Genomic DNA, 23291 nt, shown 5'->3' with positions numbered 1-23291 from the left:
TCGAGGCCCGCCGCAGCGCATCGGCGCTCCCCGTGTGTCCGCCCGGTCTCCGGCGTATGTGAGCGTTCGCGGCCTCGCGCTGATCGGCACGGCCGCCGGGATCGCGACCGGTGGCACGTATGAGGTGTACCTGCGGCGCGTCCGACGGGACGCGGGGCGGGTACCCTGACCGCTCGTGCTGGTGCTGTTACCTCCTTCCGAGACCAAATCCGACGGCGGTACCGGCGGCCCGCTCGACCTGGGTGCGCTGGCCTTCGATTCGCTCACCGAGATCCGCGACGGTTTGGTCGACGACCTGGTGAAACTGGCCGGTGATCCGGACGCCGCCCGGGTGGCGCTCGGGCTGGGCAAGAACGCCGAGCCGGAGCTCGCCCGCAATGCCGCACTGCGCAGTTGTCCCACCCGCCCGGCGCTGGAGCGCTACACCGGTGTGCTGTACGACGCCCTGGACGCAGCGTCGTTCACCCGGGTGCAACGCGCCAAGGCCTACGCCCGGCTCGCGATCGGTTCGGCGCTGTTCGGCGCGGTCCGCGCGGGCGATCCCATTCCGGCCTACCGGCTGTCCGGCGGCTCCAACCTGCCGGGCCGCCCCACCCTGTCGGCGGTCTGGCGCGACCACCTGGCCCCGGCTCTGCACGAGGCAACAGCCGGCGATCTGGTGGTAGACCTGCGGTCGGGTACCTATCAGCAGCTCGGCCGGGTGCCGGGGGCGGTCACCGCGACGGTGCTCACCGAACACGAGGACGGATCGCGCACGGTGGTCAGTCATTTCAACAAGCACCACAAGGGCCTGCTGGCCCGGGCCCTGGTGCTGACCCGCGCCGAACCCACCGATATCCGCGGACTCGCCCGGGTCGCCAGGAAGGCGGGTCTGCGCGTCGAGGTCGCCTCGGACACCGAGCTGGTCGTCCTCACCTGATGCTCGCCGCGCACCTGCCAGGTGGCCGATCAACTTTGGGCACCGGACACCCGAACCGGGTGGTCTCCGAGCGCTGGGTTCTGTGGCGGGACGCTCGGTCGCCCGGACAGCGGCCGGGTGACCCGTGCCCGGTCTCCCGGAATCGCGCCGGATTCGGCGACCGGGCCCGGTGGGCGGCTGCGGCGGGCCGCTCGGCCGGAAAGTAGGCTCGCACCTTGTGCCGAATACGTCAGCCGATACCGACCACCTGTCCAGCGGGGATTCGAACTACCTGGTGGGACTCGATCTGAGTGGGCGGCGGGTCGTCGTCGTCGGCGGCGGCAGCGTGGCTCAGCGGCGGCTGGGGCTGCTGATCGCCTCGGGCGCCGTTGTGGAAGTGATCGCCCGGGAGGCCACGCCCGCGGTCGAGGGGATGGCGACCGGCGGTCAGCTCACGCTCACCCTGCGCGACTATGCCGACGGTGATCTCGACGGCGCCTGGTACGCGATCGCCTGCACCGACGAACCCGAAACCAACGCAGCTGTCGTCGCCGAGGCGACGCGACGCCGGATCTTCTGTGTCCGCGCCGATCACGCCCAGTCCGGTACGGCGGTCACCCCCGCGACCGCCCGCTACGACGGGATGACCCTGGGCGTTCTCGCCGGCGGCCGGCACCGGCGGTCGGCCGCGGTACGCACCGCCCTGCTGGAGGCGCTGCAATCGGGTGTGGTGACCGATGACGCGACACCGATGACACCGGGGGTCGCGCTGGTGGGCGGTGGGCCGGGCGATCCGGACCTGATCACCGTCCGGGGCCGGCGCCTGCTGGCCCGCGCCGATCTGGTGGTCGCCGACCGGCTGGCCCCGCCGGAACTGCTCGCCGAACTCGGACCGGACGTGGAGGTCGTGGACGCGGCCAAGATCCCGTACGGGCGGGCGATGGCGCAGGACGCGATCAACACCGCCCTCGTGGAGGGCGCGCGGGCCGGCAAATTCGTGGTCCGGCTCAAAGGTGGTGACCCGTACGTATTCGGGCGCGGTTACGAGGAACTCGAGGCCTGCGTCGAGGCCGGTGTGCCGGTGACGGTGGTTCCGGGCGTGACAAGTCCGATCTCGGTCCCGGCCGCCGCCGGTATTCCGGTCACCCACCGCGGCGTGACCCACGAGTTCGTGGTGGTCAGCGGGCATATCCCACCGGATCATCCGGATTCGCTGGTCGACTGGCCCGCCCTGGCGCGCCTGCGCGGCACGCTCGTTCTCATGATGGCGGTGGAACGGATCGCGCAGTTCGCGGCCGTATTGCGCGAGGGTGGCCGCCCGGCCGATACCCCGGCGACGGTGATCCAGGAGGGCACGCTGCGTGGCCAGCGGGTCCTGCGGGCGACGCTCGCGGATGTGGCCGAACGGGTCCGCGACGAGGGCATCCGGCCGCCCGCGATCGTTGTGATCGGGCCCACGGCCGGGTTCACCGCCGCCCCGGTCGCCGACGCTACCCGTCGGTTACAGTGACCCACTGTGCTCGATAACCCACCGGCTGTGCAGTATCCCGTGACGAAGCGAGCCTTCGGCCTCGCCATCCTCGTCCTGAGCGGATTACAGCTGATGGTGGTGCTGGACGGCACCGTGGTGATCTTGGCTCTGCCGCGTTTGCAGGAGGAGATGGGCCTGTCCAGTTCGGGCAGTGCGTGGACCATCACCGCCTACGGTCTCCCCTTCGCGGGTTTGATGCTGCTCGGCGGCCGGATCGGTGATTCGTTCGGCCGGCGGCGCATGTTCATCCTGGGCGTCGGCCTGTTCACGCTGGCCTCGATGCTGTGCGGCCTGGCGCAGGGCGAGCAGATGCTCGTCGCGGCGCGCGCCTTCCAGGGCACCGGCGCCGCGCTCGCCGCCCCCACCGCGTTCGCGCTGGTGGCCAGCACCTTCGCCCCGGGCAAAGTACGGAACCAGGCCTTCGCCATCTTCGGATCGATGGTGGCGCTGGGCTCGGTCGGCGGGCTGGTGATCGGCGGGGCGCTCACCGAGGCCAGCTGGCGCTGGATCTTCCTGATCAATGTGCCGATCGGCGTACTCATCGTGATCGGCGCGCTGGTCGCGCTCCGCGATACCGGCCACCACCGTCTCACGCTGGATGTGCGCGGCGCATTCCTCGGAACCCTGGCGTGCGCCCTGATCGTCTGGGGCGCCACCGAGGGACCGGAGCTCGGCTGGGGCAGCCCGCTGGTCTACGGCACCCTGATCGCGGGCGCGGTCCTGTTGCCGATCTTCGTTTTCGCGGAGCGGTCGGTGGACAACCCCCTGCTGCCGTGGACGCTGTTCGACAGCCGCGACCGGGTCGCCACCTTCGTGGTGATCCTGCTCGCCAGCGGCATCCTGGGCGCCACCACCTACTTCGCGGGCCTGTTCGTCCAGAACGTGGTGGGCTACAGCCCGCTGGTGGCCGGTGTTTCGTTCATCCCGTTCACCGTCGGCGTCGGCGTCGGCAGCGCCGTCGCGACCCGCCTGGCGTTGCATATCGCGCCCCGCTGGCTGCTGGTGGGTGCCGCGGTGGTGCTGGTGGCCGGGCTGGGTTACGGCTCGACACTCGACGGCGGTGTCGGCTACTGGTCCACGCTGTTGCCGCTGTTCCTGGTGATCGGTTTCGGTATCGGCGTCGCCATGGTGCTGATCCCGCTGTGCGTCCTGGTCGGCGTCCCCCCGGACGAGATCGGCCCCCTGTCGGCGATCGGCCAGATGTTCCTGAACCTCGGCACTCCGATCGCCATCGGCGTCTTGACGCCGCTGGCCGCCTCCCGCACCCTGTCCCAGGGCGGCACCGACGGCAAACCCGCCCAGATGACCCCCGCGGAGATCGCCGCCCTGGGCGACGGGTACACCCTGGCCATGTTCGTCGCCGCCTGCGGCGCGCTGCTCGTCGGCCTGATCGCGCTCACCCTGCGCTACACCGCCGCGGAGGTCGCCCGCGCCCAGCACGCGCAGGACGAGGCCCAGGCCGCCTGAGCCCCTCCAAAGTCCAGGCCCGGAGTAACCGGCTTGCGCCGATCCCTTCCGGGCCCGGTCTGTCCGCCTACGTCAGGCAGGATCTGCCGGGATCGAAACCCGGCTCCGGCGGGTTCACAACCGGCCGGTGATCTTGTGCGGGGTGATGCGCACAGTGACGCGCGGGCCGTCGTTCACGGCGTCGGGGTTGAAATCGGCGTAGTCCTTGCCCGTGTACTTGCGCGAGATCCGGTTGCCGGTGCGCAGTTCGGGGTCGGGCGTGAGCGTGGCGGTCCCCTTGACCTCGGCGTAAAGGTAGGGATTGTCCGGGGCGGTGACCAGGACCGAGATCCGCGGATCGCGGGCGAGATTACGGCCCTGCACCCGGTCCGTGGTGGTGGAGTAGAGCAATTCGTCGCCGTCGCGGTCCAGCCAGGTGACGGTCTGGTGCGGATGCCCGTCCCGGCCCACGGTGGCCACGGTGACGAACAACCGGTTCTCGTCGATGTACTTCTTCAGGTTTTCCGGCAGCGGAACTGTGCTCATGACCACGGGTAACCGATTGCGCCGCGCGATAATTCCGGTCAGCCCGGAGGTGCCGGTGCCAATTCCGTCAGCAGCAGCGCCATCAGCCCGGACTCCTGGGTCTGGCCGGTGATCATCTCGCGGGCCACCTGTTTCACCACACCACCGGAGAGCAGCGCGTCGGCGACCCGGGCCATGGCGATACCGCCCTCGTGGTGGGCTTGCATGAGCTGCAGGAACAATACGGAAGCGGCCCGGCCGCGGGCGGCGGACAAGGCGTCGAGCTGCGCCTGGGTCGCCATACCGGGCATGGTGTGCCCGCCGGCGGCCGTATGCGCGACAGATCCGTCGTGGGCGGTATGGTCGTCGTGCGCGGCGTGGGCTGCCGCGGGCATCCAGCCCATCGGGGCGGGGTTGGCCGCCGGTGCGCCGGCCATCCGCAGCCAGCCCAGCAGCGTGCCGATTTCGGCCCGCTGGGTGTCGTCGATCTGCTGGGCCAGGCGCCGGACGGCGGGATCGGCGCCGGGGTCGAGCCGCTGCACCATGATCAGGGCCTGATGGTGGTGGGCGGCCATATCCTGGACGAACCCCAGTTCGGTGGCCGACAGTATTTCGGGCGGCGCGGGATCGTCGGTGAACAGCGGCCGGATCACCGCCCCGAGCACCAGGAACGCCAGGGCCGCAACGGCGTAGGCGATACCTTCGCCTACGCGCTTCACGACCGGACCCGATCTGCCCCTCGGCGATCGAGGCCGCCCGTCTCGGCCGGTTCCCCGCGGCGGGTCGAGTCGAGCATGCACACCTCCTGCACGGGCCCGGGCTGCCGACATCCGGACCTGCTCGAGGATTATCGCCGTCCCTGTCCCCCGGCGTGGCGATACCGGCGATACCCGCTCCGGGATCGCGGTGAATCGACTCCGCACCGGAGTGAAACACGTTACAGTCTGCGGCACGCGAGCGGCCGGAATCGCGGCGCAGCCGGCACTCGAGCGCCGGTCGGGGTCCGCCGCGCACCATGGCAGGAGGACGACGATGCCCGACGAGATAGATCCCACCGAACATCTGCAGCTCACCACCAGTGAACGCGATCTGGACACCCTCGCCACCCAGCTCACCGGCTGGTTGCAGGTGCGGACCGGGGCCGAGGAACCCCCGGTGATCGCCTCGCTGAGCCGGCCACAGTCCGGTGGGCTGTCCAGCGCGTCGGTGCTGTTCGACGCGCAGTGGCGGGTCGCGGGTGAACCGCGGCGCGGGTCGTTCGTCGCCCGGATGGTGCCGGAGCAGGGCGCGTTCCCGGTGTTCCGGGATTACGATCTGCCGTTGCAGTACCGGATCATCGACGAACTCGCGACTCGAACCGATGTACCGGTGCCGCCGCTGCGCTGGCTGGAAACCGACAACACCGTCTGCGGTGCGCCGTTCTTCGTGATGGACCGCGTGAACGGCCGCATCCCCGGCGACAACCCGCCGTATGTGTTCGCGGGCTGGTTGTACGACGCGACCCCCGCCGAGCGCGCCGAACTGACCCGCAACACTGTCGATATCCTCGCCCGCATCCACGCGATCACCGAACCGGCCCGGCGTTTCCCGGAAATGGACGGGCCCGCCCCGGCGCTGCGCCGCCACCTCACCGCCCAGCGTGACTTCTATCGGTGGGCACTGGTGGACGACGGTTACGAGATTCCGCTGATCGAGCGCGCTTTCGACTGGCTCGAAGCCCACTTCCCCGCCGATCCCGGCCCGGATGTGCTGAGCTGGGGCGACGCCCGGCCCGGCAATATCATCTACGACGGCTGCACACCGATCGCGGTACTGGACTGGGAGATGGCGGCCTTGGGCCCGCGCGAACTGGACCTGGCCTGGATGATCTTCCTGCACAGATTCTTCCAGGACATCGCCACCAACTTCGGCATGCCCGGACTCCCCGATTTCCTGCGCCGCGACGACGTGGTCGCACAGTACGAACAGCTGACCGGCCACACCGTGCGCGACCTGGATTTCCACCTCACCTACGCCGCGCTGCGCCACGCGATCGTGATGGCCCGGATCAAACGCCGCATGATCCATATGGGCGAGGACACCGCCCCCGCCGACCGGGACGACTACATCATGCACCGGGCAAGCCTGGCGGCCATGCTCGACGGCACCTACGAATGGGACTGAAATGAGCGAAAACACCGCCCACTCACCGGCTTCGGCGCCCGGCCCGCTGGACGAGTACCCGATCCACCAGACTCCGCTGCCGATCGCCCGCGCCGCCACCAGTGACCGCAACTTCTACGACCGCAGTTATTTCAACGCGCACAACCGCGACGGCGCGACCATGCTGGTCACCGGTTTCGGGGTCTACCCGAATCTGGGGGTCGTCGATGCCTACGCGGCCGTGCGCCGCGGTGACGAGATCACCTCGGTGCGTTTCTCCGACGCCCGCAGCGACCGGAGCCTGGAGATGTCCGTGAGCGGCTACCGGATCGAAGTCGTCGAACCGTTGCGCACGCTCCGGGTGCTCTGCGAACACGACGAACTCGCTCTCGACCTCACCTGGACCGGTTCGTTCCCCACTGTCCAGGAACAGCCGCATGTGATGCTCGCCGGAAACCGCCCGACGCTGGACGCCTCACGTTTCGCGCAGGTCGGCTCGTGGGCGGGCACGATCTCGCTGCGCGGCGAGGACATCACGGTGGATCCGGACGTATGGCTGGGCACCCGGGACCGGTCGTGGGGTATCCGCCCGGTCGGCGAGGCCGAACCACCGGGCCGGGCCGCGGCCGAGGGCGCCGGCGGATTCTGGTGGCTCTACGTTCCGCTGCGTTTCGACGATTTCGCGGTGGTGGTGATCCTGCAGGAGAACCCGGACGGCTACCGCACCCTCAACGACGCGGTCCGGGTGTTCCCGGACGGTTCGGTCGAACAACTCGGCTGGCCGCGCGTCGGCATCGACTACCGGTCCGGGACCCGGCATCCGGAGGCGGCGAGCCTGGAACTGCGTACCCCCGAAGGGAAACCACTGACCATCGAAATCCGCACCGTCACCGGGATTCCGCTGCATATCGGCTGCGGTTACGGCGGCGACCCGGACTGGCAGCACGGCCAGTGGAAGGGCCGCGACTGGTCCTCGGCGAGCCGGTACGACCTCACCGACCCGGCGATCGCCGGCCGCATCCCCTGGGGTGTGACCGACCATATCGCGCACGCCCGCTGCGGCGACGCCGAAGGCTGGGGCCTGTTCGAGCACGCCAGTATCGGCCGCCACGACCCCACCGGTTTCGCGGATCTGCTGTCGGTGGCGCCCTGAAGTCGCAACCTCAGCTCGCCGCGGCGGCAGCGATCACCATGCCCGAGACCACCCGGCGCGGCAGGAGCAAGGGACCGGTGCCGGCCAGCAGCGCCGCGGCTTCGGCCACGCCGGGAATGCCGAGTGCCGCCGTCACCTGATCGGACGGGTTCGGCACCCGGATATCGGCCAGCCGATCGGCCGGAAAACCGTACAGCGGCACCTTCAGCACCGCTGCGGCGCGCCGCAGTCCCGGTTCCTCGGCGCGTCGATCGATCGTTGCCAAACAGGCGATCCGCACGTCGGGCAGGGCCGCGGCAAGGGTCGCGAGAATATCGCCGACCGGCCGGCCGGGGCGCAACCCGAGGCCCACGGCGAGCGAAGGCGGCAGGGGGCCGCCGGTCCGCGGCGAGCTCACCGCGCCGGTTCGGCGGCAGCGGCGCTCTGATGTATGCGCGCGGCCGCCACGAAGCGGTGTACTGCGGCCGGGTTTCCCGCAGGATGAGTGTGCAGGTAGGAGGCGTGCACCTGATGTACGAGCAGCCCTTCACGGATCTGCGTCCGGTCCACCTGCCAGCCCCAGGCGGGCGGCAGGGAGCCGGCTGTCACCAGGCGCGTCCGGTGGAATTCGTGGCCGAACACCCGTTCCCCCGCACCCCAGAGCGGAGAATCGGCCAACGCGACAGCCTCCCGGTAACCCAGGGTCAGGCGGGGACCGAATTCGGCCACCGCGTCGAAGACACCCGCCATCGGATGACCGTCCAGTGATTCGGTGAGGTACAACAGCCCCGCGCATTCGGCGTGCACCGGCAACCCGCGCCGCGCCTGCGCGGCCACCTCGGTGCGAAGCACGGTATTGGCGGCCAGGGCTTCGGCATGTTCCTCGGGGAAGCCGCCCGGCAGCACCAGTCCGGCGGCGCCGGCCGGCAGCGCATCGTGCAGCGGATCGAACACCACGACTTCGGCCCCCGCGGCGGTGAGCAACTCCCGGTGCTCGGCATAACCGAACGTGAACGCGGGTCCCCCGGCCATCGCGATCACCGGGCTCGGCCCACCCGCCACAGGCCCGGCAGCGACCGGTTGCCCACCCATCTCCCCGAAGCCGGGCCGCGCCGCATCCTCCCTGCCACGCGCCCCGGCCGGGCCCGCCATCGCACCGGCCCCGGCGGTCGCTGTGACGACATTCGGCCCAGCGGGTTCCCCGGTCACAGCCGACCCGGTTCCGCCACGGATCGCAGGCCGGCCGGGTGCGTCGGCTCCCGGGGGCTCCGGCAGGCCGGCGGCGGGCCCAGCAGCCTTCGCTGGTCTGCCCGGCTCCGCCGGGTCCCAGACCGGGCCCGGGCCCGGCGCGACAGCCAGCGCGGCAACAGCGGCTAGGTCGATATGGCGGGCGGCCAGATCGGTCATCGCATCCACCGCGCGCAGCGCCGCACTGCCGTGTTCGACCGCCGGAATGAGACCCAGATGCCGGGAGGGCACCTCGAGTTCGGCCAACCGTGGCAGAACGCCGAGAACCGCGAGCCCGACCCGGTCGCAGGCGGCGCGCAGGACCTGTCCGTGCCGCTCGCTGCCGACCCGGTTCAGGATCACACCGCCCAGCCGGACCCCGGTGTCGAAGGTCGCGAAACCGTGCAGCAGCGCGGCAAGACTTTGACTGTGCCCGCGCGCGTCCACGACGAGGACCACCGGCAGGCCGAGCAGACTCGCGACCTGCGCGGTGGAACCTTCGGCCACGGGATCGGGCGACCGGTCGTCGATCCGGCCGTCGAACAGCCCCATCACGCCCTCGACGACCGCGAGATCGCAACCGCGGGAGCCGTGGCGGTACAGCGGCGCGATCCGGTCCCGGCCGACCAGTACCGGGTCGAGGTTGCGCCCCGGCCGGCCGGCCGCCAGACCGTGGTACCCGGGGTCGATGTAGTCCGGCCCCACCTTGAACGGCGCGACCTGATGCCCGGCCCGGCGTAGTGCGCCGATGAGCCCGGTCGCGACGGTGGTCTTACCACTGCCCGAAGCCGGTGCGGCGAGGACGACCCCGGCGGCGCCGGTGCTCATCGGCGCACGCCCGCTCCGGTGGGACCGTTCTCCCGGGTGGACCGGCCGCGCGCGCACCTCACCATTCGATACCTCGCTGCCCCTTGCGCCCGGCGTCCATCGGGTGGCGCACCTTGGTCATTTCCGTGACCAGATCCGCGGTCTCGATCAACGCGGCGGGGGCGTCGCGGCCGGTGATCACGACATGCTGGTTCCCGGGGCGGTTCCGCAGGGTCTCGACCACCTCGTCCACCTCGACCCAGCCCCATTTCAAAGGGTAGGTGAATTCGTCCAGCACATAGAATCGGTGTTCTGCGTCCCGCAGCCGCCGCGCGATCTCCCGCCAGCCGGCCAGCGCGGCGGCGGCATGATCGGTCTCGGTGCCGGCCTTACGGCTCCACGACCAGCCTTCACCCATCTTGTGCCACTGCACCGGCGCGCCGGCGCCGGTCTCCTCGTGCAGCCGGCCCAGTTCACGGAAGACGGCTTCCTCCCCGACCTTCCATTTGGCGCTCTTCACGAACTGGAACACCGCGAGATCGAATCCCTGGTTCCACGCCCGCAGCGCCATCCCGAACGCTGCTGTGGATTTGCCCTTGCCCGGGCCCGTGTGGACGGCGAGCACCGGTTGGTTCCGCCGTTGCCGCGTGGTGAGCCCGTCGTCGGGCACATTATCCGGTACCCCTTGGGGCATCTGATCTCCTCGGTCTCATCGGGTTTCGCAGTAGTCCGGCGGCGGCCGGATCAGGCCGCGCGGGTACCGGCGCCGGGCGCGCCCGCCCGGACAGTGTCGGCGACTGCCGAACCGGTCAGCTCGGTGAGCCGGACCACCGTGCCGCGCAGCGCCGCCGCCAGATCGGCCGCCAGGCCGAGCCGGACCATGCCGCGTTCGCAGTCGATGACGATCGAGGCCACACCGTCGCGGGCCAGTAGTGCCGCGCTCGCGCGGGCCCGGGGTACGGGATCCGTTCCGCCGGTGGCGCGGCCGTCGGTGAGCAGCACCAGCATCGGGCGGCGGCGCGGGTCGCGCACCCGTTCCCGGCGCACCACCTCGTGCGCTTTGCGCAGCCCCGCGGCGAGAGGTGTCTTTCCGCCGGTGCGCAGGCCGCTGAGCCGGCGTACCGCGATATCGGTCGACGAGGTCGGAGGCAGCACCAGTTCGGCTTCGCTTCCCCGCACCGCGATCACCGCGACCTTGTCGCGTCGCTGATAGGCATCGCGCAGCAGGGTGAGAACCGCCCCGGTCACCGCCGACAGCCGGTCGCGGGCGGCCATGGAACCGGAGGTGTCGACCACGAACACCACCAGATTGCCTTCGCGCCCTTCGCGATAGGCACCGCGCAGATCGGGCGCGGCGAGCCGCAACGGACCACCTCGGCGGCCGCGGGCCCACTGCTGCGGCGCCGCGGCCTGCAACGTACCGAGCAGGTGCAGGCCGCCGGTGAGCTCGGGGGTCGCGTTCACGACCCGGCCCTGCCGGGTCCGGGCGCGGGAGCGGCGCCCGGGAGCGCCCTCACCCAGGCCCGGTACTTCCCAGCGGGGCGGCCGGACCGGAGCCGCCACCGGCGTCGATGCCTGCCCGGTGCCGGCGGGGCCGGGATTCCCGGACTTCTCACCGGATTCGCCGGACGGCCGCCCGCCGCCGGGACCGTCGGGATCGTCATCGGGTTGCTCCGCACCGCCACCGGGGCCGTCCGGATCATCGTCCGGCCGCTCTGTTCGTCCACCGCGGCCGTCGTCGGGTGCCCCGGCCGCCGATTCGCCGTTCTGTTCCGGACCCGGCTCCGCCTGGTCGGCGGCATCCCGCATCGCCTCGTCCAGCTGTTCGGGCGTGATCCCCGGTTCGTCGAACGGATCCCGGCGGCGCCGGTGCGGTAGCGCCAGCTCGACCGCGACCCGCACATCGTCGGCGGTCACCGCGTCGCGCCCGCACCAGGCGGCATGGGCGGTGGCCGTCCGGGCGACCACCAGGTCCGCCCGCATCCCGTCCACATCGAAGGACGCGCAGACCGCCGCGATCCGGCGCAGTTCCACATCGTCGAGCGCGGTACCGGGCAGGCGGTCGCGCGCGGTGAGAATCCGGTCGGCGATCGCGGCGTCCGCGGGAGCGTAGGCCGCGGCGAAACCGGCCGGGTCGGCCTCGTAGTCCAGGCGGCGGCGCACCACGGCCATCCGCACATCCACGTCGCGGGAGGCGGTGACGTCCACGGTGAGACCGAATCGGTCCAGCAGCTGCGGGCGCAGCTCACCTTCCTCCGGGTTCATGGTGCCGACCAGCACGAACCGGGCCGGATGGGAATGCGAGACCCCGTCGCGTTCGATATGCACCCGGCCCATCGCCGCCGCGTCCAGCAGTACATCGACGAGATGGTCGTGCAGCAGGTTGACCTCGTCCACGTACAGCACACCGTGATGGGCCGCGGCCAGCAGACCGGGCCGGAACGCCTGCTCACCGTCGCGCAGCACGCGCTCCAGATCCAGCGATCCCACCACGCGGTCCTCGGTGGCGCCGACCGGCAGTTCCACCAGCCGGGCCGGCCGCGCACCCGATTCGTCCACCACCGGGGGGAGCAGCCGCGCCAGGGCGCGCACCACCGTCGATTTCGCGGTGCCCTTCTCGCCGCGTACCAGCACGCCGCCGATTCCCGGGTGCACCGCGCACAAGATCAGCGCGAGCTGCAGCTGTTCCTGACCGATCACCGCCGAGAACGGGAAACCGGCCTCGCTCTCCCCACCGGCGGCGGCGAAGGGCTGGGGTGCGGGCCGGGCGATCTCGGTATAGGACACGGCCCCACTCTAAAACGTGCCGTGGGGCGCGCCCGGTCTCCCCTACCCGCGGCGCATCGGTACGTGCGCGACACCGTCTTCGATGAACTCCGCGCCGTCGACCTCGAACCCGTGCTTGGTGTACAGATCGATCAGGTAGGTCTGCGCGTTCAACCGGACCGTATGCGATCCGGTCTCGGCGAGCGCGGCCTGCAGCAGCCGGGTGGTGTAGCCGTGCCCGCGGGCTTCCACGGCCGTGCACAGACGTCCGATCCGGAACGATTTCACGCCGTCGTCGTGCTCCTCCAGCAGCCGCAGGGTCGCGATCACCACGCCCTCGTCGTCCAGCCACAGATGCCGCGTCTCCGGCAGCAGATCCTGGCCGTCCAGTTCGGGGTATGCGCATTTCTGCTCGACGACGAACACTTCGACGCGCAGCTTCAGCAGCTCGTACAGGGTGGCGGTATCGAGATCCTGGGCCCATGACCGTCGGAGTGCAACCGTAGACATCATCGCGCCTTGCTATCACACCTTGGCGGAAGATGCACGCGAACGCCCTCGGCCGGGCACCGCCGGTGTCCGCACAGCAGTGCGCGGGCCACGGAACAGGTTCCGTGGCCCGCGCCGATCAGCAGGCGATACCGGCTCAGGCGCCGGCCGGTACGGCGTGCGCCGCGCTACCGGTGAGCTGCAAGGCCTTGCCGGTCCAATCCCAGACCTCGCCGAACAGTGCCTGGTTCTCCGAGAGCTTCACCCCCAGCGACGGGACCATTTCCTTCAGCTTGGGCGTCCAGGTCGCGTATTCGGCCGGGAAGCACCGTTCGAGGACGTCGAGCATGGCGGTCACACAGGTCGAGGCGCCCGGGGAGGCACCCAGCAGGCCGGCGATCGACCCGTCCTGCGCGGCGATCACGGCGGTACCCAGTTCGAGCACACCACCGGCACCCTGGCGGCGGATCATCTGCACCCGCTGCCCCGCGGTGATGAGCTCCCAATCGCTGCCCTCGGCGCGCGGGATGAACTCCTCCATCGTGTACACCCGGCCGGCCTGCGATTTCATCAGCTCGGTGACCAGGTACTTGACCAGGCCCAGTTCGGTGACGCCGACGCCCAGCATCGGGGTCAGGTTGCCGGGCTTGATCGACTTGAACAGGTCGGCGTTGCTGCCGTCCTTGAGGAACTTCGGGGTCCACCCGGCGTAGGGGCCGAACAGCAGGCCGGGCTTGCCGTTGATGACGCGGGTGTCCAGATGGGGCACCGACATGGGCGGCGCACCGACGGCGGCCTTGCCGTACACCTTGGCCTCGTGCATACCCACCAGTTCCCGGTTGGTACAGCGCAGGAACTGCCCCGATACCGGGAACCCGGCGAAACCGCGGATCTCCTTGATCCCCGATTTCTGCAGCAGCGGCAGCGCTCCACCCCCGGCACCGACGAAGACGAACTTGCTCACCAGGGTGCGGGTGCGGCCGGTACGGGTGTTGCGCACCGTCACCTTCCAGCTGCCGTCGCGCTGTTTGCTCAGGTTCCGGACCTCGTTACCGAACGCGATCTCCCCGCCGGTGGCGCCGATATAGGCCAGCAGTTCCTTGGTGAGCGAGCCGAAGTCGATATCGGTGCCGCCGTCGGTCCAGTTGAGGGCGATCGGATCGGAGAAATCGCGGCCCCGGGCCATCAGCGGCAGCCGGCGGGCGAACTCGTCGGGGCTGTCGATGTACTCCATCCCGGCGAACAGCGGGTGCCGGGACAACGCCTCGTAGCGTTTGCGCAGGTACTCGACATCGGCGGCGCCGTGCACGAAGCTCACGTGCGGGATCGGGTTGATGAACCGGGACGGATCGCTGAGGATCCCGTTCTCGACGGCGTAGGCCCAGAACTGCCGCGATACCTGGAACCGTTCGTTGATATCGACGGCCTTGCCGATATCGACCGAACCGTCCGGCTTCTGCGGGCTGTAGTTCAGCTCACACAGCGCGGAGTGACCGGTACCGGCGTTGTTCCACGGATCGCTGCTCTCGGCCGCGGCGGCGTCCAGCCGTTCGAACACCGTGATCGACCAGTCCGGCTGCAACTGGCGCAGTAGCGCGCCGAGGGTAGCGCTCATGATGCCGGCACCGATGAGGACTACATCGGTCTTTTCAGTCTGGGCAGCGTTCGGCACGGGTGTTCGACTTCCTTGTCCTGGTGCGCGGGGCGCACATCCCGACAGGATGTGGTCCGCTGGGGCACGGGCGCATATGTAGTTGTGTACGGGCGGCGAGGAGCCTGCTCGGGCTCGGCCGAATGTAGGTTACCCGTCGTTCACTACTGCTAATTGTGCACCTCGACACGCGCGGAATCCGCAGCCAGGGCGGCGATTGTGACAAAGATTCCTCTCCCGCGGCGCCCCACCGACCAGCGCTCACCGCACGGGCGGCCGCCGGTTCGGCCGCCCCGCGGAACCGCGAAAAGCCGGAGTCACCGCCTGGATCGCACCGCGACAACCCCTCCCGGCGCGGGGGTGAAGCCCGCCGATACGTCGGGCCGGGCCGCAGCGAAGGCGAAAGGTTTCACAGCGCGGGCGCAGCCCCCGCATACCGCGCACGACCGCAGCGTCGGCGGAGGTTTCGCCTAGATTGGACGGCGTGACGAACAAATCCGCGGCCGCCGGCAGCACGCTGGGCCGGGCCGATTCCTGGCAGCCGGACGTGCTCGGCGACGGCTACGAATATCGCACACTGGACCTCGGGCCGGATCCCGACGGGGAGGGCGAGATCGTCGCGACCCTGGTTCGCCACCTGCCCGATCCCGACAGTGCCGGAAGCGCCCTGTCCGGTACGCCCGGCACGGCGGCCGGGTCCGGCACGGCCGAGGCGGTGCTGTACCTGCACGGCTTCACCGACTACTTCTTCCAGCGGCATGTGGCCGAGCATCTGACCGCGCGTGGTCACCGCTTCTACGCGTTGGATCTGCGCAAATGCGGCCGTTCCCTGCGCGCGAACCAGACGCCGCATTTCATCAGCGATCTGGCCCTCTACGACCGGGAGCTGAACGAGGCGCTGCGCCTCATCACCGCGGAGACACCGGGCAAGGTCTTGGTGGTCGGTCATTCGACCGGCGGTCTGGTGGCGTCGCTGTGGCTGGACCGGTTGCAGCGCGCGGGTGGTTCGGCCGCGGCCGGAATCCGCGGGCTGGTCCTGAACAGCCCCTGGTTCGATCTCCAAGGCCCCGCCTATGTGCGCACTGTCGGTACGCAACTGATCAATACCGTGGGGCGGTTCCGGGCGAAGTCCGCGCTGCCGCTGGGCAAATCCAGCGCCTACGGCGACAGCCTGCACAACAGCGTGGCCGGCGAATGGGATTACGACCTCGACTGGAAACCCCGGGAAGGGTTCCCGGTCCGGGCCGGCTGGCTACGGGCGATCCGCTTGGGTCAGGCCCGGTTGCACCGGGGTCTGGATATCGGAGTGCCCGCGTTGCTGCTGCGGTCGAAGCTCACGCAGTTCGCCCGCGAATACGGTCCGGCGGTCGATGTGGCCGACGCGGTCCTCGATGTGGCGCAGATCCAGCGCTGGGCCGGTTGCCTCGGCGACCGCACCACGATCGTCCCGATCGACGGCGCACGCCACGATGTGTTCCTGTCGGCCGAGGGCCCGCGCACCGAGGCGTTCCGGGAACTGGACAGCTGGCTGGACTGGCTCGCGGGCTACAACCCGGCCGAGTAGGACAGCGCCGGACGGCGGACCGGGTATCCCGGCGGACCCATCGGCGCGTTCGGCGCCTGCGTGGTCACCACATACTGGTGCGCAGCACGATCTCGGTGGCGAATTCCTGGTCCGCTTCGGCGGCGACATTGTCGACGTCGAGATCCACCACCCGGAACTCGCCGTACACATGCCGACCCGAGGAATCGGCGACCGACCGCGGTAGCCCCTTGGTCACCAGGACGGTGGTCGGCAGTTCGACGGCCGGGCAACCCGCATCGAGGACGGCGCCGGTACCGTCCGGCACGGCCGGATGCCCGCGATCGGCGACGATCAGGCTGACGAACCGGCCGAACCCGTTCGCGCACACCTGCCACGCCACGCTGGCTCCCGCACCGCGCCCGGCGACATTCGCCCAGGGCACACCGAGATCGTCCAGTACCGCGTACACGCCCGCGAGATCGAGGCCGGTGGCGGTTTCGAAGACGATGGTCCGCAGATCGGAGCTGTGCAACCGCGCGCAGACCCGGTCGTACACCTCCGGCGGATCACCGGTATCGGGCAGCAACAGCACACTGTGCTGGGTCACCGGCCCGTCCACCCGCACCGTCCAGCCCCGGTCACCGACCGCGATGCGCCGAGATTCCATGACGCTTGACGCTACACCGCCGGTCGGTTCCGTTGGCGCACTCCCCGCAAAGAGCGCGAGGATCGTGACGCATGATCTTGCGGCGGTCTCGGCCCGTTCACAGCCCGGACGATCCCGCCCCCGACAGCGTGCTCAGCGCGGAACCGACCACCGGCAGACCGGCCGGCACCCCGTCGTTCAGCAACCGCTCCACCCGGGAGACGTCGAGATTCTCCGCGACGAGATCGGCGAGCAGATCGAGTTGCGCGGCACGCACGGCGGCCACCCGGGTCCCGGGCGCGACCAGGAACCCGGTCCGGCCGGCAGCCCGCGCCACCTGAGTGAGCCAGGCTCGCCGGAATTCGTCGGATTCCAGCAACCCGTGCAGATGAGTACCCCAGACCGCGCCGCGCACGCTTCCTTCCGGTTCCGGAGCACCCGGACCCCCGTCGGTGGCGGCCGCCGCGGGGGCGGCGCGTCCGGTCACGTGGAGCCACGGTGTTTCGGTGGTGGCGCGGACCCGGCCGTGATGGATTTCATAGCCGTCCGCGGCGATACCCGCGGTCCCGGCCGGTTGCGCACCCGGTGCGGCGGGGGCGCCGAATGCGGTCGTCCGGCACAGCACCTTCTCCGGCGCGAATTCGACCTCCACATCCAGCAGCCCCAGCCCCGCGATATCGCCGGCCCCGGATTCCACCGGGTCCACGATCCGGCGCCCGAGCATCTGGTATCCGCCGCAGATTCCCAGCACGGGCCGACCGGCCGCGGCCCGCCGGTGCAGCGCCTCGGCGATACCGGTGCGGCGCAACCAATTCAGATCGTCGACGGTGGCCTTGCTCCCGGGGACGACCACCAGGTCGGCATCCACGAGCTGCGACACCTCGTTCACCCAGCGCACCGCGACCCCCGGTTCGCAGGCCAGCGCCTCCACATCCGTCGAATTGGAGATCCGGGGCAGCCGGATCGCCGCGACGCTCAGCCATTCGCTGCCGACCGGCGCGGCCGGACGCCCCACCGGAGTTCCGGCGAGGGTGCCCAGCGAATCCTCGGCATCGAGCCACAGATCGTCCCGGTACGGCAGCACCCCGAGCGTGGGCCGGCCGGTCAGGGCCGCCAATTGGTCCAGACCTGGTCGCAGCAGCCCCAGGTCGCCGCGGAACTTGTTGATCACGAATCCGGCGATGAGCCGCTGATCCTCGGGTTCGAGCACGGCCAGCGTGCCGAACAGATGCGCCAGCACCCCGCCCCGGTCGATATCGCCGACCACCAGAACCGGCAGTTCGGCCGCCCGCGCCAGGCCCATATTCGCCAGATCCGTGGCCCGCAGGTTGATCTCGGCCGGCGATCCGGCCCCCTCGCAGATCACCACATCGAAATCGGCCCGCAGCGCCGCGAGTTCGTCGGCCACCACCGCCCGCAGCCGGCTGCGGTGGGCCATATAGTCGGCGGCGCCCACGGTATCGATGACCCGGCCGCGCACCACCAGTTGCGAACGGCGGTCGCTACCCGGTTTCAGCAGAATCGGATTGAACCGCACACTCGGTTCGAGCCCGCAGGCCTGCGCCTGCAGCGCCTGAGCCCGGCCGATCTCCCCGCCGTCGAGCGTGACCACCGAATTGTTCGACATGTTCTGCGCCTTGAACGGTGCCACCCGCACCCCGCGCCGCCGCAGCAGCCGGCAGATCCCGGCGACCAGCACGCTCTTCCCGGCATCGGAGGTGGTCCCGGCGACCAGCAGCGCCCCGCCGGGCCCGCTCACGGCAGGGTCAGGATTTCGGTACCGGTCTCGGTGACCACCAGTGTGTGCTCGAACTGCGCCGTCCACTTACGGTCCTTGGTGACCACGGTCCAGCCGTCGTCCCAGATCTCGTAGTCGATACCGCCGAGGTTGATCATCGGTTCGATGGTGAAGGTCATCCCGGGTTCGATCACGGAGTCGACGGCGGGCTGGTCGTAGTGCAGGATCACCAGGCCGCTGTGGAAGGTGGGCCCGACGCCGTGGCCGGTGAAGTCCCGGACGACGCCGTAGCCGAAGCGATTGGCATACGACTCGATCACCCGGCCGATCACATTGAGCGCACGACCCGGCCGCACCGCCTTGATGGCCCGCATGGTGGCCTCGCGGGTGCGTTCCACCAGCAGTTTCACCTCCTCGTCCACATCACCGGCGAGGAAGGTGGCATTGGTATCGCCGTGCACTCCGTGGATATAGGCGGTGACATCGATATTGACGATGTCACCGTCCTCGATCACGGTGCTGTCGGGGATACCGTGGCAGATCACCTCGTTGAGCGAGGTGCAGCACGATTTCGGGAAACCTTTGTACCCGAGCGTCGAGGGGTAGGCGCCGTGGTCGCACATGTATTCGTGCGCGATCCGGTCCAGTTCGTCGGTGGTGACACCCGGCGCGACGGCCTTACCGGCCTCGGCCAGCGCCTGGGCCGCGATCTTCCCGGCGATCCGCATCTTCTCGATGGTCTCGGGGGTCTGCACCCAGGGCTCGGAACCTTCCCGGGCAGTCTTCTTCCACACGTACTCCGGGCGTTCGATGGTACGGGGAACCTCACGGATCGGGGTGGGGGTTCCGGGGAGCAGCGGCTGGCGGGTACGCACGGACATGGTTCAAGACTAGTCGGCGCAGGCCGGCGGGTCGGCGGGAACGGTCACCGGCCGCGCCCACCACACGGCCGGGACCGGGGCCGGGCCCCGGCGAACCCCGGTTCAGCGGCTCCGGCCGCCCGTGCGGACCTCGAACGCGACCCGGTCACCGCGGTAGAGCGAGGCGACCCGTTCGATCGGCCGGCCCTGGGTGTCCATCCCGCGGCGGACCACCCGGAACAGCGGAACGGCGGGCCGGCAGCGCAGTAACCCGGCCTCACGGGGCGCCGCGAGCACGGTTTCGATCCGCTCGGTGGCACCCGCGTATTCGACCCCGGAAGCGCCGATCGTCGCCGCGAGCGAACCCAGTGGATCGAATCCGGCGCGCAGCCAGCCGAACCGGTCCAGGGACAGGTCGATACGTTCCAGCGCGATGGGGTCGCCGTCGGCGTAGAGCAGGCGTTCGAGGGTCATGATCGGGGTCTGCGGTGCCAGATCGAGATCCCGGGCGATCTCGGCATCGGCGATTCCGTCCTCCCAGGACAGCAGCCGGCGCACCACCCCGGGGGCATCCTCACCGGCCGGTTCGGGAGCGAGCGGACGAACGACCTTGGGCCGGGCGAGCACGGTTCCGCGGCCCTGGCGGCGGATCCGGCCCTCCACCGCGAGATCTCGCAGCGCGTGCCGGACGGTTTCGCGAGCGACACCGAAGCGTCCCGCCAACTCCCGTTCGGCGGGCACCCGGTCTCCCGGGCGCAACTCGTCGAGCATCGTGTCGATTTCGGCGCGTACCCGGTATACCTTCGACGCCGCCACGCCGCCGGGCGCCGGCGCCGCCGCGCCAAGGTCTTCCGGCGCCGCAACGGTGGCGACGCTCTCTGTGTGCATCATGGCAGTAACTACCTCCAATTGGCCTGCACCGCTTGGTTAACCGAGTGTTCGCCGCCGACTCACCGTTGGGTCTAGGCCATTCGACATCTCGCGGTAGTCGCCGAACCCACCGCGAGGGGGCTGGTGTTCAGTGGGATGAACGGACCGGCGCTCCGCGTTCCCCGTCTACTGCACCGGTAGCCGGCGCCTGCCGCCGGCCACCTCGGCGATCAGATCCGTGTACCCGTCCACCAGTTCGGCCAGGTGATACCAGTGGCGATGGGTTCGGTCACTGCGCACGCCGTCCGCCTCGATGGCCTGATTCGCCGCGACCCAGCTGTGTGCCATCCGATCGATCACCGCACCCAGACTCTCGGTGTGCAGCGACGCTCCGTTGCGGTGCTGTGGCATCTTACGCATGATCCAGGCGTTGATGTCGTCCACGAGTTCCGCTCGGCGACCGTCGATTTCGGCGATATCGGCCAGATCGCGGACATGGGCCCGGCGCTTGTGCAGTTCGACCAGCGCGTGCGCGAAACGTAGTAACACCCGGTCCTGGGTCCGCCGCCCCTGGAATGCGCACAGCAATTGTGGCGCTGTCGGCAGGGTCCCCAGCGTGGGCGCGCTCATCTGCACCCCTCGGACTCACCCGGCACCATCACACTCTGTACCAACATGATCGGCTCTCGATTCGGTTATCCCGGACATCGGATCGTTGTTCACAACAAGGCTAGCTGGATCATGCTCTTACAGATGCAAGAACACAAGACTTCGGTACGCAATGTTGCGAACAGCGTTATGCGCAAGCCTAACGATCCTTCTCGCGGAACCGCACTACGGCCGGACCCGAAAAGACGTACCCGCCATGCTCGTTGCCGCCGGCGGTCCGAATCCGCGCCGCGCCGAACGTTACCCGGCTCACCCGCGAGACCCGGCCCGACAGCGCGTTACGCGACCACATCGCAACCGTGCCGAGATCTCTCCGCGCTTCCGCCACTGCACCATACGCATACCTATGGTGCGCGCAGGTATGCGCCGGGCCGTCGCGAACACCGCTTTTCAGAACCGAACCCCACGCGGCCGCATTCCATTTCGTTCCCGGCCACCGGCCCTGCGCGGCACCATCCGATCCCGTGCCATATCACCACGTTCGCGATTGCCACCGATTTGCCGACTATGCCATCGATCCCGCCGCGGAGCCGCCTGTGCCGGCCTCGGCGCCCGACGGCAGCCGCACGCGGCCACCACCGTTCCGGGCCGGGCGGAAGAAGTCCGCTCCCGGCCATGAGGTAAGGATTTTCCGCAGAACCGTCGACAAGGATGTGGACCCATGAGCAATGCCGCCGACCCCCGCGCCGCCGCAGCGCGCCGGGCTGCCGAACTCACCGGTCCGGGCGGTCCCTTCGAACTGGTCACCGAGGAAGTACTGGGCGTCCCGATCCCCGTCGTACGCCATCGGCGCCGGTCGTTGCGTGAACAGCTCGACGCCTCCCGCGCCTGGGGCGACCGCGATTACCTGGTCACCGCCGGGCGCCGGTACTCCTTCACCGAGCATGCGGAGGCCGCGGAGGCCCTGGCCCGCGCCCTGGCGGACAACTACGGGATCGGCAAGGGCGACCGGATCGGCATCCTGGCCGCGAACACCCCGGAATGGGTGATCACTTTCTGGGCCGCACAATGCCTCGGCGCGATCGCCGTCGCCTACAACGCATGGTGGGCGGAACCCGAGGTGGCCTACGGTATCCGGCACACCACCCCCGCCGTGGTCGTCGCCGATACCAAACGCGCCCCGCTGCTCGCCGGTACCGGGGTCCCGGTGCTCACCATGGCCGAGGACCTGCCGCGGCTGATCGACGACTACCGCGGCGCCGCCCCGGTGGTGGCCGTCGCCGAGGACGATCCGGCCGTGGTCCTGTACACCAGCGGCACCACCGGCCGGCCCAAAGGGGTCGTCCACACCCACCGCAACCTGATCGCCGTCACCGACTACCACCGCTACACCGATGCGCTCACCGCGCCGCCCGGCTACCGCGAACCCAGCGATAAGCGGTTCCTGCTGACCTCACCGCTGTTCCATATCGCCAGCCTGCACAATCTCGCGGTCCCCCGGCTGGCCACCGGCGCCGCCGTGATCATCCACACCGGCGCCTTCGATGCCGGGCAGGTCCTGGAACTGATGGCGCGGGAGCGGGTCACCAACTGGGGCGCGGTCCCCACCCTCGCGGCCCGGCTGCTCGAACACGACCCGGCCGGCTACGACCTGTCCGCGCTCACCTCGCTCTCCCTCAACGCCGCCCCCGCCTCCCCCGCCTTCCAGCAACGCCTCCGCGACCGGCTGCCCACCACCGGTATCGCGCTGACCACCAGTTACGGCCTCACCGAGGGCGGGACCGCGGCCACGGTCGCCACCCCGGCCGAGTTGGCGGCCGAACCGGAAACCGTCGGACGGCCGATCCTGGGAGTATCCGTCGAGATCCGCGACCCCGGCGGCGCCCCCGTACCCGACGGGACCGAAGGCGAGATCTGCGTGCGCAGTCCCTACGTCATGCTCGGCTACTGGCGCGACGAGACCGCCACGGCCGCCGCACTCGACGACGGACGCCGGCTGCGCACCGGCGATTTCGGCATCCTCGAACAGGGCCGGCTACGGATGGCGGGCCGCCGCAGCGACCTGCTGCTGCGCGGCGGGGAGAACGTGTACCCCACCGAGATAGAGAACGTCCTGGACGAACATCCCGCGGTACGGGAATCGGCGGTCCTCGGCCTCCCCGACGACGAACTCGGCCAGCGGATCGCGGCGGTGGTCGTCGTCGCGGATCCGGCCGCTGTCACGGCCGCCGACCTGCGGGCCTTCACCGCCCAGCGCCTCGCGTACTACAAGGTCCCCGAACACTGGACACTCACCACCGAACCGTTACCCCGCAACGCGACCGGAAAGGTGCTGCGCCGGGAAATCTCGTTGTGAGCGTGCTCGCCGTATACCCGGCTGCCCGCCACCGCTGACCATTCGCCTTCTCCGCCCGGGTATCCCCCGCCCG

At 70.1% G+C, this 23291-nt stretch carries 20 protein-coding genes; 7 read left to right on the top strand and 13 right to left on the bottom strand.

Translation table 11 applies throughout. From position 1 onward, the window contains the following. Nucleotides 1-175 precede the first annotated feature (175 nt). From yaaA to ACQEVO_RS05340, 3 genes are all read left to right on the top strand, one after another. Nucleotides 176-919 carry a peroxide stress protein YaaA gene (gene yaaA, locus ACQEVO_RS05350; protein WP_432909410.1) on the top strand — a complete coding sequence of 248 codons (744 nt, stop codon included), beginning with the start codon at nucleotides 176-178 and terminating at the stop codon, nucleotides 917-919. A 217-nt stretch (nucleotides 920-1136) separates the two neighbouring features. Further along, on the top strand, nucleotides 1137-2408 hold the full coding sequence (cobA, locus tag ACQEVO_RS05345; protein ID WP_432909409.1) for a uroporphyrinogen-III C-methyltransferase: 1272 nt from the start codon (nucleotides 1137-1139) through the stop codon (nucleotides 2406-2408). A 6-nt stretch (nucleotides 2409-2414) separates the two neighbouring features. Continuing rightward, entirely contained in the window at nucleotides 2415-3896 is a 1482-nt protein-coding gene (locus ACQEVO_RS05340) for an MFS transporter (protein ID WP_432909408.1), read from the top strand. A 114-nt stretch (nucleotides 3897-4010) separates the two neighbouring features. Here ACQEVO_RS05340 and ACQEVO_RS05335 read toward each other — a convergent pair whose 3' ends face one another. Together ACQEVO_RS05335 and ACQEVO_RS05330 are read right to left on the bottom strand one after the other, a co-directional pair. Then, nucleotides 4011-4421, bottom strand: coding sequence for a PPOX class F420-dependent oxidoreductase (locus tag ACQEVO_RS05335; protein WP_432909406.1), 411 nt, complete (start codon nucleotides 4419-4421; stop codon nucleotides 4011-4013). 38 nt (nucleotides 4422-4459) lie between these two features. After that, entirely contained in the window at nucleotides 4460-5119 is a 660-nt protein-coding gene (locus ACQEVO_RS05330) for a DUF305 domain-containing protein (protein WP_432909404.1), read from the bottom strand. A 313-nt stretch (nucleotides 5120-5432) separates the two neighbouring features. Between ACQEVO_RS05330 and ACQEVO_RS05325 the strand changes: the two genes are divergently transcribed. Together ACQEVO_RS05325 and ACQEVO_RS05320 are read left to right on the top strand one after the other, a co-directional pair. Continuing rightward, complete coding sequence (locus ACQEVO_RS05325) at nucleotides 5433-6563, top strand: phosphotransferase family protein (protein ID WP_432909403.1); 1131 nt, start codon at nucleotides 5433-5435, stop codon at nucleotides 6561-6563. 1 nt (nucleotide 6564) lies between these two features. Beyond that, a complete protein-coding gene (locus ACQEVO_RS05320; RefSeq protein ID WP_432909401.1) occupies nucleotides 6565-7695 on the top strand; it encodes a hypothetical protein in 1131 nt (376 codons plus the stop codon). Between the two features lie 10 nt (nucleotides 7696-7705). Here ACQEVO_RS05320 and ACQEVO_RS05315 read toward each other — a convergent pair whose 3' ends face one another. The 6 genes from ACQEVO_RS05315 to mqo form a co-directional block, all read right to left on the bottom strand. Then, nucleotides 7706-8092 carry a cobalamin biosynthesis protein gene (locus tag ACQEVO_RS05315; protein WP_432909399.1) on the bottom strand — a complete coding sequence of 129 codons (387 nt, stop codon included), beginning with the start codon at nucleotides 8090-8092 and terminating at the stop codon, nucleotides 7706-7708. After that, a complete protein-coding gene (locus ACQEVO_RS05310) occupies nucleotides 8089-9729 on the bottom strand; it encodes a cobyrinate a,c-diamide synthase (RefSeq protein ID WP_432909398.1) in 1641 nt (546 codons plus the stop codon). Before ACQEVO_RS05310 ends, ACQEVO_RS05315 begins: the two co-directional genes overlap by 4 nt. A gap of 58 nt (nucleotides 9730-9787) precedes the next feature. Then, nucleotides 9788-10402, bottom strand: coding sequence for a cob(I)yrinic acid a,c-diamide adenosyltransferase (gene cobO / locus ACQEVO_RS05305; protein ID WP_432909396.1), 615 nt, complete (start codon nucleotides 10400-10402; stop codon nucleotides 9788-9790). A 50-nt stretch (nucleotides 10403-10452) separates the two neighbouring features. Continuing rightward, nucleotides 10453-12480, bottom strand: coding sequence for a VWA domain-containing protein (locus tag ACQEVO_RS05300; protein ID WP_432922356.1), 2028 nt, complete (start codon nucleotides 12478-12480; stop codon nucleotides 10453-10455). 57 nt (nucleotides 12481-12537) lie between these two features. Then, nucleotides 12538-12987 (bottom strand): GNAT family N-acetyltransferase, encoded by a 450-nt coding sequence (locus tag ACQEVO_RS05295; RefSeq protein ID WP_432909395.1) that lies wholly within the window; start codon nucleotides 12985-12987, stop codon nucleotides 12538-12540. 133 nt (nucleotides 12988-13120) lie between these two features. Further along, complete coding sequence (mqo, locus tag ACQEVO_RS05290; RefSeq protein ID WP_432909394.1) at nucleotides 13121-14578, bottom strand: malate dehydrogenase (quinone); 1458 nt, start codon at nucleotides 14576-14578, stop codon at nucleotides 13121-13123. Between the two features lie 520 nt (nucleotides 14579-15098). Between mqo and ACQEVO_RS05285 the strand changes: the two genes are divergently transcribed. Next, complete coding sequence (locus ACQEVO_RS05285) at nucleotides 15099-16178, top strand: alpha/beta hydrolase (protein WP_432909393.1); 1080 nt, start codon at nucleotides 15099-15101, stop codon at nucleotides 16176-16178. 64 nt (nucleotides 16179-16242) lie between these two features. Here the strand turns inward: ACQEVO_RS05285 and ACQEVO_RS05280 are convergent, their stop codons facing one another. The 5 genes from ACQEVO_RS05280 to ACQEVO_RS05260 form a co-directional block, all read right to left on the bottom strand. Next, nucleotides 16243-16806, bottom strand: coding sequence for an alpha/beta hydrolase (locus tag ACQEVO_RS05280; protein WP_432909392.1), 564 nt, complete (start codon nucleotides 16804-16806; stop codon nucleotides 16243-16245). Nucleotides 16807-16903: 97 nt separating this feature from the next. Beyond that, nucleotides 16904-18544 carry a cobyric acid synthase gene (locus ACQEVO_RS05275; RefSeq protein WP_432909390.1) on the bottom strand — a complete coding sequence of 547 codons (1641 nt, stop codon included), beginning with the start codon at nucleotides 18542-18544 and terminating at the stop codon, nucleotides 16904-16906. Further along, a complete protein-coding gene (gene map, locus ACQEVO_RS05270; RefSeq protein ID WP_432909388.1) occupies nucleotides 18541-19404 on the bottom strand; it encodes a type I methionyl aminopeptidase in 864 nt (287 codons plus the stop codon). Before map ends, ACQEVO_RS05275 begins: the two co-directional genes overlap by 4 nt. Before the next feature lie 102 nt (nucleotides 19405-19506). Continuing rightward, complete coding sequence (locus tag ACQEVO_RS05265) at nucleotides 19507-20271, bottom strand: GntR family transcriptional regulator (RefSeq protein ID WP_432922353.1); 765 nt, start codon at nucleotides 20269-20271, stop codon at nucleotides 19507-19509. Nucleotides 20272-20439: 168 nt separating this feature from the next. Next, on the bottom strand, nucleotides 20440-20883 hold the full coding sequence (locus ACQEVO_RS05260; protein ID WP_432909386.1) for a DUF4254 domain-containing protein: 444 nt from the start codon (nucleotides 20881-20883) through the stop codon (nucleotides 20440-20442). 700 nt (nucleotides 20884-21583) lie between these two features. Here ACQEVO_RS05260 and ACQEVO_RS05255 point away from each other — a divergent pair. Next, complete coding sequence (locus tag ACQEVO_RS05255) at nucleotides 21584-23218, top strand: class I adenylate-forming enzyme family protein (protein ID WP_432909384.1); 1635 nt, start codon at nucleotides 21584-21586, stop codon at nucleotides 23216-23218. Nucleotides 23219-23291 lie beyond the last annotated feature (73 nt).

This window comes from Nocardia sp. CA-290969 (genome assembly GCF_050936135.1).
Classification (GTDB): Bacteria; Actinomycetota; Actinomycetes; order Mycobacteriales; family Mycobacteriaceae; genus Nocardia.
This window is presented reverse-complemented; position numbering and strand designations above follow the sequence as displayed.